General features: G+C 60.3%; 9 protein-coding genes and 3 tRNA genes. 6 read left to right on the top strand and 6 right to left on the bottom strand.

The features are described from left to right. The first annotated feature begins 896 nt into the window (after positions 1–896). From rho to OGM60_06330, 3 genes are all read left to right on the top strand, one after another. The gene (rho, locus tag OGM60_06340; protein ID UYI98512.1) at positions 897–3,440 is read left to right on the top strand and encodes a transcription termination factor Rho; all 2,544 of its coding nucleotides are present in this window, start codon (positions 897–899) and stop codon (positions 3,438–3,440) included. Between the two features lie 315 nt (positions 3,441–3,755). Then, positions 3,756–5,207, top strand: a complete 1,452-nt coding sequence (locus OGM60_06335; protein UYI98511.1) for a hypothetical protein — start codon at positions 3,756–3,758, stop codon at positions 5,205–5,207. A gap of 7 nt (positions 5,208–5,214) precedes the next feature. Beyond that, positions 5,215–5,664 carry a VanZ family protein gene (locus tag OGM60_06330; protein ID UYI98510.1) on the top strand — a complete coding sequence of 150 codons (450 nt, stop codon included), beginning with the start codon at positions 5,215–5,217 and terminating at the stop codon, positions 5,662–5,664. Between the two features lie 113 nt (positions 5,665–5,777). Here OGM60_06330 and OGM60_06325 read toward each other — a convergent pair whose 3' ends face one another. Continuing rightward, positions 5,778–6,668 (bottom strand): ROK family protein, encoded by an 891-nt coding sequence (locus OGM60_06325; protein ID UYI98509.1) that lies wholly within the window; start codon positions 6,666–6,668, stop codon positions 5,778–5,780. Positions 6,669–6,809: 141 nt separating this feature from the next. After that, entirely contained in the window at positions 6,810–7,991 is a 1,182-nt protein-coding gene (locus tag OGM60_06320) for an aminotransferase class I/II-fold pyridoxal phosphate-dependent enzyme (GenBank protein ID UYI98508.1), read from the bottom strand. A 165-nt stretch (positions 7,992–8,156) separates the two neighbouring features. On the opposite strand from OGM60_06320, the gene OGM60_06315 reads away from it, so the two are divergent. The 3 genes from OGM60_06315 (at position 8,157) to OGM60_06305 (ending at position 8,449) form a co-directional block, all read left to right on the top strand. Then, positions 8,157–8,233: transfer RNA gene (locus OGM60_06315), tRNA-His, on the top strand. Positions 8,234–8,255: 22 nt separating this feature from the next. After that, positions 8,256–8,331, top strand: a tRNA-Lys gene (locus OGM60_06310). Between the two features lie 42 nt (positions 8,332–8,373). Then, a tRNA-Lys gene (locus OGM60_06305) sits at positions 8,374–8,449 on the top strand. A 193-nt stretch (positions 8,450–8,642) separates the two neighbouring features. Here OGM60_06305 and dinD read toward each other — a convergent pair. From dinD to OGM60_06285, 4 genes are all read right to left on the bottom strand, one after another. Continuing rightward, positions 8,643–9,503, bottom strand: a complete 861-nt coding sequence (gene dinD, locus OGM60_06300) for a DNA damage-inducible protein D (GenBank protein UYI98507.1) — start codon at positions 9,501–9,503, stop codon at positions 8,643–8,645. Positions 9,504–9,664: 161 nt separating this feature from the next. After that, positions 9,665–11,191 (bottom strand): FAD-binding protein, encoded by a 1,527-nt coding sequence (locus tag OGM60_06295; GenBank protein ID UYI98506.1) that lies wholly within the window; start codon positions 11,189–11,191, stop codon positions 9,665–9,667. Positions 11,192–11,565: 374 nt separating this feature from the next. Beyond that, on the bottom strand, positions 11,566–12,570 hold the full coding sequence (locus OGM60_06290; protein UYI98505.1) for a GGGtGRT protein: 1,005 nt from the start codon (positions 12,568–12,570) through the stop codon (positions 11,566–11,568). A gap of 18 nt (positions 12,571–12,588) precedes the next feature. Beyond that, positions 12,589–13,323, bottom strand: coding sequence for a hypothetical protein (locus OGM60_06285; protein ID UYI98504.1), 735 nt, complete (start codon positions 13,321–13,323; stop codon positions 12,589–12,591). Between the last annotated feature and the right edge of the window lie 223 nt (positions 13,324–13,546).

Raw genomic sequence — 13,546 nt, 5'->3', positions numbered from 1 at the left:
TGCGTTGGTTTGGTTTAACTGAGCCTTCTAAGCCCGATCTCCCATGCGGAGGTCGGGTTTTTTGCATTTTTCGAGACTGTTTGGTTTGCTGGAAAATGCTATCAAATCGCAACTATACCGGTTTACTACGATGAATTTGGGGAATCCAACCACACGGGCTTTTCAGCGAAAAGCGCAAGCCATCTAGCTGGGGTTTTATTTTTTCGGTTTTTGGCGTGGTCGTGGTTGAGCGATTCATCGTAGTAAACAGCCATAGTTTTGAAAATGACCCTAGGGGACGGAGGAAAACGGATCATTTTTGTCCCGTGGAGGAGCGGTGGGATACCTTCTGCCAAGAATCGGGGGCATCTACTACGTTTAAGTGCGTACCCCGAACCACGCCGAAAATCGCAATATTAAAACCGCAGGTAGCAGGTCTGCGACTTTCGAAAAATAGTGAGTATGGTCAGGGGTGCGGGGGCAAACGTAGTAGATGGGCGCGATTCGTGGCACATCGATCTTGGGGCCGATGCCCTTGTCCCTTAGCTGTTCCGTTTTCTCGATGCTTGAGGCTTGATCTGCCTTCTTCTTATGAGTTGCGGTGGAATGGTTCCTGCTTGAGGGGTGCCGGCCGGGATTTGGGAACTATTTCACCGCAGCTTTTGATGTGGCGATGGTGTACGCCGGAACTTTGTAAAGAGCATCCCTTTTGACTAGTCGTTTAAGAACGTTCCCGATGACTAAGTTGCAGGTGGTTGCGGTTGTGTTACACTAACGCTGCGTATATAACGCAATCATCTCTATACAGATCAATGATGTCCGTCGGTATTTGACGGAGCTAGACTGTTTAGCCGCCCTGAAGGTTTATGCAGGGAGCATGTGATCACAGGGCTTGAAAAGAAAGTTGAGCAAACACTGTGTCTGATCAACAACAAGAAAACGAAATAACGACGACGCAAACGGCTCCCGCTGCACCGGTTACGTCGGACCAGGCCGTGCTTTCCGCGCCGGCGCAGGTCTCGGCTCCCGAGGCGCTTAAGGCCGCCGCGCCCACCACGCCCGTTGCTAGCGAGGAGGCTGCTCCCGCTAAGCCTAAGCGCACGCGTCGTTTGGCCAAGCTTGCTGCGGACGGCGAGGATGCCGAAAAGCCCAAGCGTCGTACGACGCGCACCACGCGCGCGAAGCGCCCCGTTGCCACCGATGCTTCGGCCCCCATTTCCGATGAGGTCGCGCAGGCCCGTGCACTGGCGCAGATTAGCGAGGCCCAGGTTGTGCGTGCCCGCCGTCGCGCTGCCGAGCGCGAGGCCGCGGCATTGACTGAGCTCGCTGCGCCGGTCACCCCCGAGGCTCCTGCTGCCGAACAGTCGGCCGAGAAGACGGCACCGCGCACGCGTCGCCGTGCGGCAGCCAAGACGCAGCAGCCCGTCGAGCAGCTGACTCCTGAGGTCGCTGAAGCTCCGGCTCGTTCTGCGGCAGGGGAGGGCGCTTCCTCCGCTGAGCCCGTCGTGCACGCTGAGGTCAACGAGGTTCCCGTCGTTGATCCGGCTCTGCGCCCGCATCGTCGCGGCCGCAAGCCCAAGGCGTATGTTGAGGCCGAGAAAGCCGCTGCCGCAGCAGCTGCTGCCCAGGGCGCAGCGGTGACGGCCGAGCCTACGGCCACGGTCGATGCCCTGGTCCAGGACGCTCCGTCCACCGAGGCTCCCGCATCTGCCGATGCCGAGCCCGTCGATGTCCGTCCCGGCCGCAGCCGTCGCACCGCGGCAAAGCGCTCGACGAAGGCGAAGGTCAAGGCTGAGGCCAAGCCCGTCGACGATAAGTCCTCGGAGGTAACCGCCGATGCCGCTTCCGAGGCCGAGAGCGCCGATCAGCCGGCAACTGAGAAGCCAAAGCGTACGCGCAAGAAGTCCGCAAGGGCCAAGGTTGCCGAGCAGCAGGGCGACGCCGATCCCAGCGCCCATGCCAACGCCGATGCCAAGGCAGAGGGCGAGGCCCCGTCCGGCACCGATACGCCCGCAGCCGCGGCTGACGGGGGCGCCGAGGCCGAAGCGGGTGTCCGTCCCGGCCGCCGTCAGCACAAGCGCAACGACGAGCGCAACGACCGCAAGGACGATCGCAACAACGACCGCCGCAGCCGTCAGCGCGACCGCAAGCAGCGCAACAAGGAGCGCAACGCCGCCCCCACCGAGCCCACGCTTTCGCGCGAGGAGCTTGCGGCCATGAAGGTCGCCGAGCTGCGCGAGAAGGCAAAAGAGTTCGAGATCGAGACGACCGGCAAGAAGAAGGCCGAGCTTGTCGAGGAGATCTACACGACCGCCGCGAAGGCCGAGGGCTTCCGCGATATTAAGGGCATCCTGCAGATTCGCCCGGACGGCTCCGGCATCATCCATGCCCACGGTTACATGAAGTCCAACGAAGACGCCTTCGTCCCCGCTTACCTCATCCGCTCCGCACGCCTGCGCACGGGCGATGTCATCGAGGGTTCGCTGCGCCCCTCGCGCGGCGGCGACAAGCGAGCCGGCCTCGCCAAGATCACGACCGTTAACGGCATGGATCCCGAGCAGATCCGCAACCGCCCCAAGTTCGGCGACCTTACCCCGGTCTATCCCAACGAGCCGCTGCGTATGGAGCACGGCAAGGACTCCATTACCGGTCGCGCTATCGATATCGTGTCACCGATCGGCAAGGGCCAGCGTGGCCTGATCGTGTCGCCGCCCAAGGCCGGCAAGACAACGATCCTTAAGAAGATCTGCCAGTCCATCTCGATCAACAACCCCGAGGTGCACCTCATCTGCCTACTCGTCGACGAGCGCCCCGAAGAGGTCACCGATATGCAGCGCTCCATCAAGGGCGAGGTCGTGGCCTCGACCTTCGATATGCCTGCCGAGAACCACACCCGCGTGGCCGAGCTCGTCATCGAACGCGCCAAGCGCATTGTGGAGCTGGGCGGCGATGTCGTGGTGGTGCTCGACTCCATCACGCGTCTTGCCCGCGCCTACAACCTGGCGGCACCCGCCTCGGGTCGTATCCTTTCGGGCGGCGTCGATTCGGCAGCTCTCTATCCGCCCAAGCGTTTCCTGGGTGCAGCCCGCAATATCGAAAACGGCGGCTCGCTCACCATCCTCGCCTCCGCCCTTATCGACACCGGCTCCAAGATGGATGAGGTCATCTTTGAGGAGTTCAAGGGCACCGGCAACATGGAGCTCAAGCTCGACCGCGATCTTGCCGATCGCCGCATCTTCCCGGCCATCGACCCCGTTGCCTCCGGTACGCGCAACGAGGACCTGCTGGTCGACGAGCAGATGCGCCCGTTTGTCTTCGGCCTGCGTCGCATTCTCGCCGGTATGAACAACACCGAGCGCGCGGCGGCGTCGTTTATTAAGGGTCTTAAGGGCACCAACACCAACCAGGAGTTCCTGGTGCGTTCGGCCAAAAAGCACAGCGACTACGAGCAGACGTTTTAGACCATAAGCCGCACGCTATATCGCCATAAGAAAGGGCAATCGGGCCGGGGTTTATGCCCCGGCCCTTTCTTTATGGCGCCACTCGGGCACAATTTTTGACCTTATGACCGACGAGCAGCGGATTTCGAGTCACAATCCGGCAGCATCGCTTGCAATCGGAGGGTCGGTTTCGCATAATAACTCTTAAGCTTCGCGACGGAAAACGCAGATGAAACGAACCATATACCGTTGCTTTGGGACACATGTCCCGCTTCATCTTCTCTCGCGCAGCCAACTAAATGATGCGATTTGGGTGCTGGAAGATGGGGAGAGCTCATGGCTTCTTCTGATGCAACACAACGAGCAGTCCTTGCCGGACTTTCCTGCGGGATCGGCCTTGCCGCCCCCGTGGTGATGTATGCCGCGACGTTGCCGTTCTCGTCGGTCAACGAGACGGTTGTCGCGGGCGCGGTTCCCTTCGCCGTTGGTGCGGTGGCGGGCGTGGGCATCTACGCAGCCTCGCTGGGCATCTCCGAGTATCGTGCCGAGCACGATGGCCGCCTGTTTGAGCCCGATGCCGTGGGCGGCGCCGCTCAGTTTGGCCGGACCCACAACGAGTTCAAGACCGCCTCGATTCCCGCACAGCAGCAGGGGGCGGCGCCTCAGCCTGCGGCTCCGGCTGATCAGGCCAATGCCGCACAGCCTTCTTCCGCATTTCTCTCCGGCCTGACCGGTGCGTTCCAGCGCCGTCACGCCGACGATGGCGTTCCCACTATCGCGCGCGCGGCTAACGCCATGGATGAGGCCGAGGCCTGGTCTATGATCGACAGCATGCTCGATGACGATTCCCCGGTCAGCTGCGATCCCGTGCGTTCGCGCGATGTCTACCAGGTCGCAATCGATGAGCTCACCAACGGTGGAAAGACCGGTTCTTACAATCGCGATGACATTGCCGCTGCCGCACGCGCCGTCTCGGGCTCTCATGCAGCCCCTGCGGGCAGCACCGCAGCCTTCGTGGCGCTTGTAGCCAACGCAGCCAACAATGCCGCCTATAACGGCGCGTCGTCGGCTGCGTACGCCTCTGCCGCGTCGGCTGCTTCGGCCGGCCAACAGAGCGCAGCTCAGGCGGCTCCTGTCGCCGACCCCTTTGCCGATGAGCCCCTGGCTGTCGACGAGGAAACCATTGCCGCTCGCCGAGCTGCCGAAAGCTCGCTTTGGGGCGCTTCGGCCCAAATGCAGGCCGCGGAGGCGGCGCCGTACAACGCCAAGCTCGCCAGCATGCCCATCATTTCCGATGCCAAGGGTGTTGATCTCTCCGATCTGGACGAGCCTGCCGCCATCACTGCGTCTATCGATGCCCAGGATCGCGTGGATACCGGCAGTCTCCCCGATGCCTCTCTTGAGGAAGATATCCCCATGGCCGATTATTCGGGCCACGAGGACATGTGGGCCGCCGCTATGGCGATCATGGCCGAGGCTGCCGAGCCCGCCCCCGTGGCGGTGCCCACGCCTGCAGCCTCACCTGTCTCGGCTGCTCCCGTCTATGTCGGTCGCCACAGTTCCGTGCTTCCCGAGGATACCGCGCGTATCTCGCGCGAGGGTATCGAGCGTGCCGAGGCTATCGCTGCCGGCGTTATGGAAAACCGTCGCCATGAGCGCGTCAATCAGATTCTCGAGGAAGAGATCAACCGTCTACAGTCTGCGGCCGTCAAGCGCACGGGCCGTGCCTATCTGAGCGTTATCGAGGGCGGTACCGCCAGCTTTACACCGCTGCGCGCGGAGGCATAATTGCCTCATGGTTAAGCTCGATCGAAAATGGGCGCTTGCCGCCTGCGCCATGGTGCTCGTCATTTGGGGCAATTCGCTGGTTCCCGGTACGGGGTCTGGTTCGTTGAGCTTGTCGATCATGGAATCCATTCGCGGCTTTTTGCAGGCCCTGGGGCTTCCATACGAGTGGGTGACCAACTTCGTCGTGCGCAAGTGCGCTCATTTTACCGAGTACATGGTGCTTGGCATCTTGGCGACGCACGCCTTTGACCTCGAAGGCCGGCGCACGTTTGATGTGTTGCTGCCCACGGCGGTGTTCTTGCTGCTTGTTCCCTCTATCGACGAGACGATCCAGCTTTTTGTGCCCGGTCGCGCCGGCATGATTACCGATGTGATGATCGACTGCTGCGGGGCGACGACAGGCGTCGTGCTCCGATATCTCTTACGGTCGCTGATTTACACCAAAAAGGCCGCCTAGGACGTTTGCTTGGTCCTAGGCGGCCTTATGCGTTTGAGGGCTCCTGCGGGGCGTGACGGCGTTGTCCGGGCGTTTTACGAGTTTGGCTACGCCGTGCCCCGTTGATGTGTCCTTTACTGGAGCGCCTGGGCGCCAAGGGCCAGACAACCCATGATGCCCTGCTTGCCCTCAAGGCTGTTATTGACAATGTAGGTTTCGATGTCGTTGACCTCGGGCGTGACGATATAGCCGTTGAGCATCTCGGCGCACTTTTTGCGTGCGAGCGGCACGATGGGGGTGTGGTCGGCCACGCCGCCGCCGATGATGATCTTTTGCGGCGCGTAGCACAGCGTGTAGGTCATGAGCGCCTGTGCCAGGTAGCCTGCGAGCAGGTCCATGGCCTCCGGATCTTCGGCCATGTCTCCGGCGCTCTTGCCATTCCAGCGCTTTTTAACGCCGGGGCCGGCGATGAGGCCCTCGAGGCAGTTGTCGTGGAAGGGGCAGGCGCTATGCTCGCCGATGGTGTCGCGCGGATCGCGCGTGACCAGGATATGGCCGGCTTCGGGATGCATCATACCGTGCACGAGCTGGCCGCCCGAGAGCACGCCGGCGCCCACGCCGGTGCCGATGGTCAGGTAGACCACGTCGGTGAGGCCCTGGGCGCAACCGAAGGTGACCTCGCCCAAGCAGGCGACGTTGACGTCGGTGTCGTAGCCACAGGGAATATTGAGCTCGTTTTGAATGGTGCCCAGCAGATCAAAGTAGCGCCATGCCGTTTTGGGCGTCTCCAGGATCTTGCCGTATTGGGGCGAGGCAGGGTTGACTGCCGTGGGGCCAAAGGCGCCAATGCCCAGCGCGGCGATGCCCTTGTCGGCAAACCATGCGTTGACGGCCTCAACGGTCTCCTGCGGGGTCGTGGTCGCAATCTGCTCGCGCTCCAGGACCGTACCGTCTGCATAGCCCGTGGCGCAGACCATCTTGGTGCCGCCAGCCTCGAGCGCTCCGATAAGCTGCTGCTCTGCCATAGTATTCCTCTCTCTGGGACGAGTTGCTCCGTGACTAAAGTATAGAGCTCTAAACCATTTAAGAAAGCGCTATAAAAAGAAGCCTCGCAACGCGGCGGGCGGTGCGAGGCTTCTTTGGTTGCTTTAGTTGCTGGGCCGTCCTTACCCGCGCGGCTTGATTTTATCACGTAACGACTTGAGGTTCTCCAGCGCTGCGTTGAGCGTCTCGTCTCGCTTGGCAAAGTGGAAACGAATCAGATGGTTGACGGGCTCGCGGAAGAAGCTCGAGCCGGGCACGGCGCCCACGCCCACCTTAGACGCGAGATCCTCGCAGAATTCGAGGTCGCTGTCATAGCCAAACTCAGAGATGTCCATCATGACGTAGTAGGCGCCCTGCGGCACGTTATGCACAAGACCGATGCTATCGAGCCCCTGGCAGAACAGGTCGCGCTTGGCGGCGTAGAGGTCGAGGACCTCCTGGTAATAGCTGTCGTCGAAGTTGAGGGCGGTGACAACGGCTTCCTGCAGGGGAGCGGCGGCACCCACGGTGAGAAAGTCGTGGACCTTCTTGATACGCTCGGTGATCTGGGCCGGGGCGATGGTGTAGCCCAGGCGCCAACCGGTGATGGAGTACGTCTTAGACAGCGAGCTGCAGCTGATGGTTCGCTCGAACATGCCGGGTAGCGTGGCCATATAGACGTGCTCGTGGGGCGCGTAGACGATGTGCTCGTATACCTCGTCGGTAATGCAGTAGGCGTCGTACTTTTTGCACAGGTCGGCGATGAAGGTGAGCTCCTCGCGCGTAAAGACCTTGCCGCAGGGGTTGGACGGGTTGCACAGGACGATGGCTTTGGGGTCGTTGTCGCGGAAGGCGGCCTCGAGCGTCTCGCGGTCAAAGTCGAATGTGGGCGGGTTGAGCGGCACGTAGATGGGCTCGGCACCCGAAAGGATCGTGTCGGCGCCGTAGTTCTCGTAGAACGGCGAGAAGATGACGACCTTGTCGCCGGGGTTCGTGACCGTCATCATGGCGGCCATCATGGCCTCGGTGGAGCCGCAAGTGACCACGATATTCTGGTTGGGGTCGACCGGCATGCCCATAAAGTGCTCCTGCTTGGCGGCAAGCGCCTCACGCATGGCCTGGGAGCCCCAGGTGATGGAGTACTGGTGGTAGAGCGGCTTGGGGTCGGTGGCGATGGAGCTCAGGCTATTGAGCAGCTGCGTCGGGGGATCGAAGTCGGGGAAGCCCTGCGAGAGGTTGACGGCGCCGTACTTATTGGAGATGCGTGTCATGCGGCGGATGACCGAATCGGTAAACTTTGCCGTGCGATTGGAGAGTTCTTTCATGCTTGTCCTTTCGAACATCTGGGTGGGGCAAGTTTACTCCTATGAAAAGGGTGGGAATTGCTCGAAACGCACTCGAAAAACTCTTTTCAAAATTCTTGAAAATTGGGGCTTGCATCGCATGGCGTTCCTTGCAATAATAGTCGAGCGCGAAGCGCACGGGACACGGTGGGTGTAGCTCAGTTGGCTAGAGCGACGGGTTGTGGTCCCGTAGGTCGAGGGTTCGAGTCCCTTTACCCACCCCAGTTCTTGCTTCGTGTTGATATCGGGTCGTTAGCTCAGTTGGTAGAGCAGGGGACTCTTAATCCCAAGGTCCAGGGTTCGACCCCCTGACGGCCCACCACACGATATCTCCTCTAAAGTCCGGACAACGGACTTTAGCTTTGGGTCGTTAGCTCAGTTGGTAGAGCAGGGGACTCTTAATCCCAAGGTCCAGGGTTCGACCCCCTGACGGCCCACCAAAGCATGTAAGACGGTCAACGAAAGTTGGCCGTCTTTTTTGTTGACCTCACATGGGGTCGAACCCGAAAGGGCGCGGAGCTTAGAAAACGCGTAAGCGTTTGCCAGCGCAGCGCGCAAGGCGCCTTGGCGCCGCAGCGGCCGCCTGCGCAACAAGCTGACCCCCTGACGGCCCACCAAAGTAACCCGGAATATTTACAAATCGAGTCTACCCTGTGGATCGGCAAAGCCGTCAGTACCCTCCTTGAGTTTCTTCTCGTCTGCCTTCACGCGACGCTCGAGCTTCTTTGTGTCCTCGGCAGGTGGTAGATTTTCGGGGACAATTCCGCGGTCGATGAGGCTGCCACGCACGCTTGTGTTGTTCTCGACGTGCTCTTGCTTGATCTGGTCCAGACCGTACAGGTCGTGTTCCTCTGCGTTGAAAGCAGTCATCGAGTTCGTAAGGTCCTTTGCTTTGATGAGGACATCGGCTAACCTGTCCGCCAATGCCGCGCTCTTGGGTACGCCGAGCTGCTGCTTCATTTCCGCCGTGCTTCTGCCGCCGAATAACGCTTCATCGCCCTTCGACTTGATGATCGCGAATCCTTTGGAGTCCACGCCGCGTTTGAACGCAATACCCGAGAGCTGTTTCTCTGAATCGGATAGCGAGTGGCGCGCCTGCAAGCGCTGAATCTCTGCGAAGCGCTGCTCTATGAGCTCTTGGCGGCGCGTCTGCACGGCAAAGTATGCCTGGGCGAGTGCGATCTCTGGCTTGTTTGAATCTCCGTTCTGGGCGATTAAATAGCATGCATAGCGCGTAAGTTTGTAGTCTTTAACCGCGCGAGCGGCGACACCGGCAGTTACCATTTTCGTGGTGTTACGAAAATGGGAATCAACTGGAGTTTTGTTTGTTTCGCACGAGACTTTTGCCCTCTTAACAACTTCGGCGAAGTTCTCCCATCGAGTGTATCCCATGGGTTCCATTAAATCGCGTGCGAGCCAATACTCAACCCCGTCTTCCACATTGGCGTAGCTATCAAGTTCGACACGCCACTTCTCGATATCTCTACTATCCATATCTCCTCCTCGCTGGCCTATTGTCCATGCGGGCTTTGCCCGCTCTGTATTCAGAATAAGGATACGCTGTCGTGCGGACACGAATGGGCCCCGTGTCACTTCGAGCTCACGGGACCCATGGATATCGATTAGTTGTGTTCTGCGTTAGATAGGCGTCCAGTTTAATTCGCTCGATAGTGCGAACCGAGGCTTTCAGTCCGTTTGCGCATGGCTTTGACCATCTCCGCAGCCAGCTGAATCTGCGACTTTAGGCGGGCGAGGGCAGCGATTTCGCTGTCATTGGCGTGCGGCTTATGCAGCGACGTCGCCTCGTCTTGTAGGCTTTCAAGCTCTTGAAGCGCCTCGGATAGGCCTGGTTCGGTCCTGTTGATCATGCAGTAGGTGCTCATTGTGTGTTTGAGGCAGCGGGTTAGGCGCTCGGCGACTGCTGTAGCGATGCCATGCTCGGGGAGGGCGACATCCACCGGTGCGTCAGCCTCGGGAGCGTCCAGTGCTGCTCGAGCCGCCGATGCGCCCGCGATACGCCCGAATACGATGCCATTGGCGCTCGACAGGCCTCCGATGCGGTCAGCGCCGTGCATGCCGCCTGTTGCCTCGCCGCAGGCGTAGAGGCCCTCAACGCCCGTGTACGCGGTCTTGTCGATCTTGATGCCGCCGTTGGCGGCGTGGGCATACATCGCCACGCGCATCTCGTCGCTCGGCGCGATACCGTGCTCGTCTTGCAGCCAGGTGGCAAAGGTCTGCACGAACTCGGGAACATCCTCGCGAGGGAAGTCGTAGTGGAGCGCCAGACCTTCGACACCCGCTTGATCGATGGCAAGATCGATGGCGCGAGAAGCCAAGCGCGAAGTGAAGGGGCCATATCCTGAGCGTTGCTCAAGCAGATCGTCTAACTCTTCGTCGGCAATGTCGACCGGTTGGTCGAACTTGACATAGCGCCAGGTCTTTTCGTTAAAGACAAGGTTGCACTTAGGCTCAATGAAGCCGGGCATCATCTGCATGAACTCTATATTAGTAAGGGACGCACCGTGCGACCGCGCGATGGCTTGTGATGAGCTGAGCACGTCGGCGGAAGTGAGGCTGCGCTCGAATAGACCGCCGGTACCGCCGGCGGCGATGATAGTGGCCTTGGCTGTAAAGGTCACAATGCGCTCGTCCGTTTGGTTGAAGAGCATGGCGCCGACAATTTTTCCGTTCGTATCCTCAACAAGATCGATAAGCTCGTGGCGGGGGAGCAGGCGTATGCCGAGCGAGTCGATCTGGGCCGTACACGCGTCTTCGAGGGGTTTGCGGGTGAGGCCGCGCCACATTCTCGTCTTGTGGTCGAAGCAGGGGATAAATTGCTTTTGCTGGGCGCTTTCGGCGCTTTGCGGACGCTGGAGTTCTACGCCCAGATCCTGTTCGAGCCAGTCAATCGCTTGGGGAATGCCGTGGACGAACGTCTGGACGAGTTCGGGGTCGGCAACGCCGCCACCGACGGTTTGGATGGTGTCGATAAGGTCTTGTTCGTCGTCTTTGTCGACGGGACCAATAAGCCCGAGGCCCCAGGTGCCCGGGAAGAAGCTCGATCCGCTCATGGTCTTGCCAGCGCATGCGATGGCAACGGTCGCGCCCGCGCGTGCTGCTTCTATGGCGGCGCAAAGGCCCGCGATGCCCGATCCGATTACCAGTACATCAGTTGATTCCATAGGATTCCTTTCTCGTTCGCGCATTGTCGCACGGGTGATCGGCAAAGGTATCGTGAAGACATAGGTATTCGGTAAAGGGCCAAAATGGAAGGTGGGCGTTACCGATGCTTTATCGCCCAACATAGTCTTCTCAATAAGTTGCGGTGAAATTGGGACTCACAAGGCTTCTGGAGCAGTCAGATGGCCTGTATTTACTCGCAACTGGTATACCGGGAGGACCGCTAAGAAGTTGCGGTGGAATAGTTCCTGTTTGGAAGGATGGGGCGGCTGTTTAGGAACTATTTCACCGCAACTGAGGGAGGGACAAAAAAGAGCCGCTACCCGGGTGGGTAGCGGCTCTAAAGCTCAACTATACGAGCATCGCGCGGGCGCGATTAGGCCTTGAGGGCCTCCTCGACGGCGACAGCGCAGGCAACGGTGGCACCGACCATGGGGTTGTTGCCCATGCCGATGAGACCCATCATGTCGACGTGCGCAGGCACGGAGGAAGAACCGGCGAACTGGGCGTCGGAGTGCATACGGCCCATGGTGTCGGTCATGCCGTAAGAGGCAGGGCCGGCGCCCATGTTGTCCGGGTGCAGGGTACGGCCAGTGCCGCCACCAGAAGCGACGGAGAAGTACTTCTTGCCAGCCTCGAGGCGCTCCTTCTTGTAGGTGCCAGCGACGGGGTGCTGGAAGCGCGTGGGGTTGGTGGAGTTACCGGTGATCGAGATGTCGACGTTCTCGTGCCACATGATGGCAACGCCCTCGCGGACGTCGTCGGCGCCGTAGCAGTTGACGGCGGCGCGGGGACCATCGGAGTAGGGGATGGTCTCGACGACCTTGAGCTCGCCCGTGAAGTAGTCGAACTGGGTCTTCACGTAGGTGAAGCCGTTGATGCGGGCGATGATCTGAGCGGCGTCCTTGCCCAGACCGTTGAGGATAACGCGCAGCGGCTTCTTGCGAGCCTTGTTGGCGTTCAGAGCCAGGCCGATAGCGCCCTCAGCGGCAGCGAAGGACTCGTGGCCAGCCAGGAAGGCGAAGCACTCGGTGTCGTCGGAGAGCAGCATGGCGCCCAGGTTGCCGTGGCCCAGACCGACCTTGCGGTCCTCGGCGACGGAGCCGGGAACGGTGAAGGCCTGGATGCCCTCGCCGATGATGGCAGCAGCCTCAGAAGCGGACTTGGCGCCACGCTTGACAGCGAGAGCGCAGCCGAGGGTGTAGGCCCACTCGGCGTTCTGGAAGGCGATGGACTGGGTGTTGTTGACGATCTCACGCGGGTTGAAGCCCTTGTCGGTGCAGATCTGCAGAGCTTCCTCGAGGGAGGCGATGCCGTTGTCGGCGAGGCACTTGTTGATCTTGTCAGCGCGGCGCTCGTAACCTTCGAACGTAACAGTCATAGTTATTTCCCTCCCTTTCTACTCGTGAACCGGGAACACGCTGGCGACGGAGTGAGTCTCCTCGTCGGTGCGCGGATCGATGTACTTGGCAGCGTTCTCCCACTGACCATAGTGGCCCATAGCGCCAGCGATGGCCTCCTCGGGGGTCTTGCCGGCCTTGACGGCGTCGGTGAACTTGCCGAGGTTCAGGAACTCGAACGCGATGATCTCGTTCTTGTCGTTGAGAGCCATGCGGGTGACGTAGCCCTGAGCGAGCTCGAGGTAACGAGCGCCCTTGGCCTTGGTGCCGAACATGGTGCCGACCTGGGAGCGAAGGCCCTTGCCGAGGTCGTCGAGGGAGGCGCCCACGGGCAGGCCGCCCTCGGAGAACGCGGTCTGGCTGCGGCCGTAAACGATCTGCAGGAAGATCTCGCGCATAGCAACGTTGATGGCGTCGCAGACGAGGTCGGTGTTGAGGGCCTCGAGGATGGTCTTGCCGGGAAGGATCTCGGAAGCCATGGCGGCAGAGTGGGTCATGCCCGAGCAGCCGATGGTCTCAACGAGGGCCTCCTCGATGATGCCGTCCTTGACGTTCAGCGTGAGCTTGCAGGCGCCCTGCTGAGGTGCGCACCAACCCACACCGTGCGTAAGACCGGAGATGTCGGAAATCTCCTTAGCCTGGACCCACTTGCCCTCCTCGGGGATGGGTGCGGGGCCGTGGTATGCACCCTTGGCAACGGGGCACATGTTCTCCACTTCCTGTGAGTACTGCATGCCTCTCCTCTCTATCGTGTTGGCGTCCCGTCTGGGGGTCGTGGCTGGCGATTGCCGGGCGACCCTTCGAAAGGGACATGACATGCAGCCCCTATAATACCGCGAAATGCACGGAATATTCGGCGAACGGCTCAGTTTTCGTAGCGAGAAGCGCGGAACTTTCAATTGAAACGATTTAAATGAGATATATTCATCAGAAGTGCGTGTCTCATATTTGTCGTTT

Source organism: Coriobacteriaceae bacterium, assembly GCA_025757745.1.
GTDB lineage: Bacteria > Actinomycetota > Coriobacteriia > Coriobacteriales > Coriobacteriaceae > Collinsella.
The sequence above is the reverse complement of the archived record's forward strand: the minus strand, read 5'-3'. Positions and strand labels throughout refer to the sequence as shown.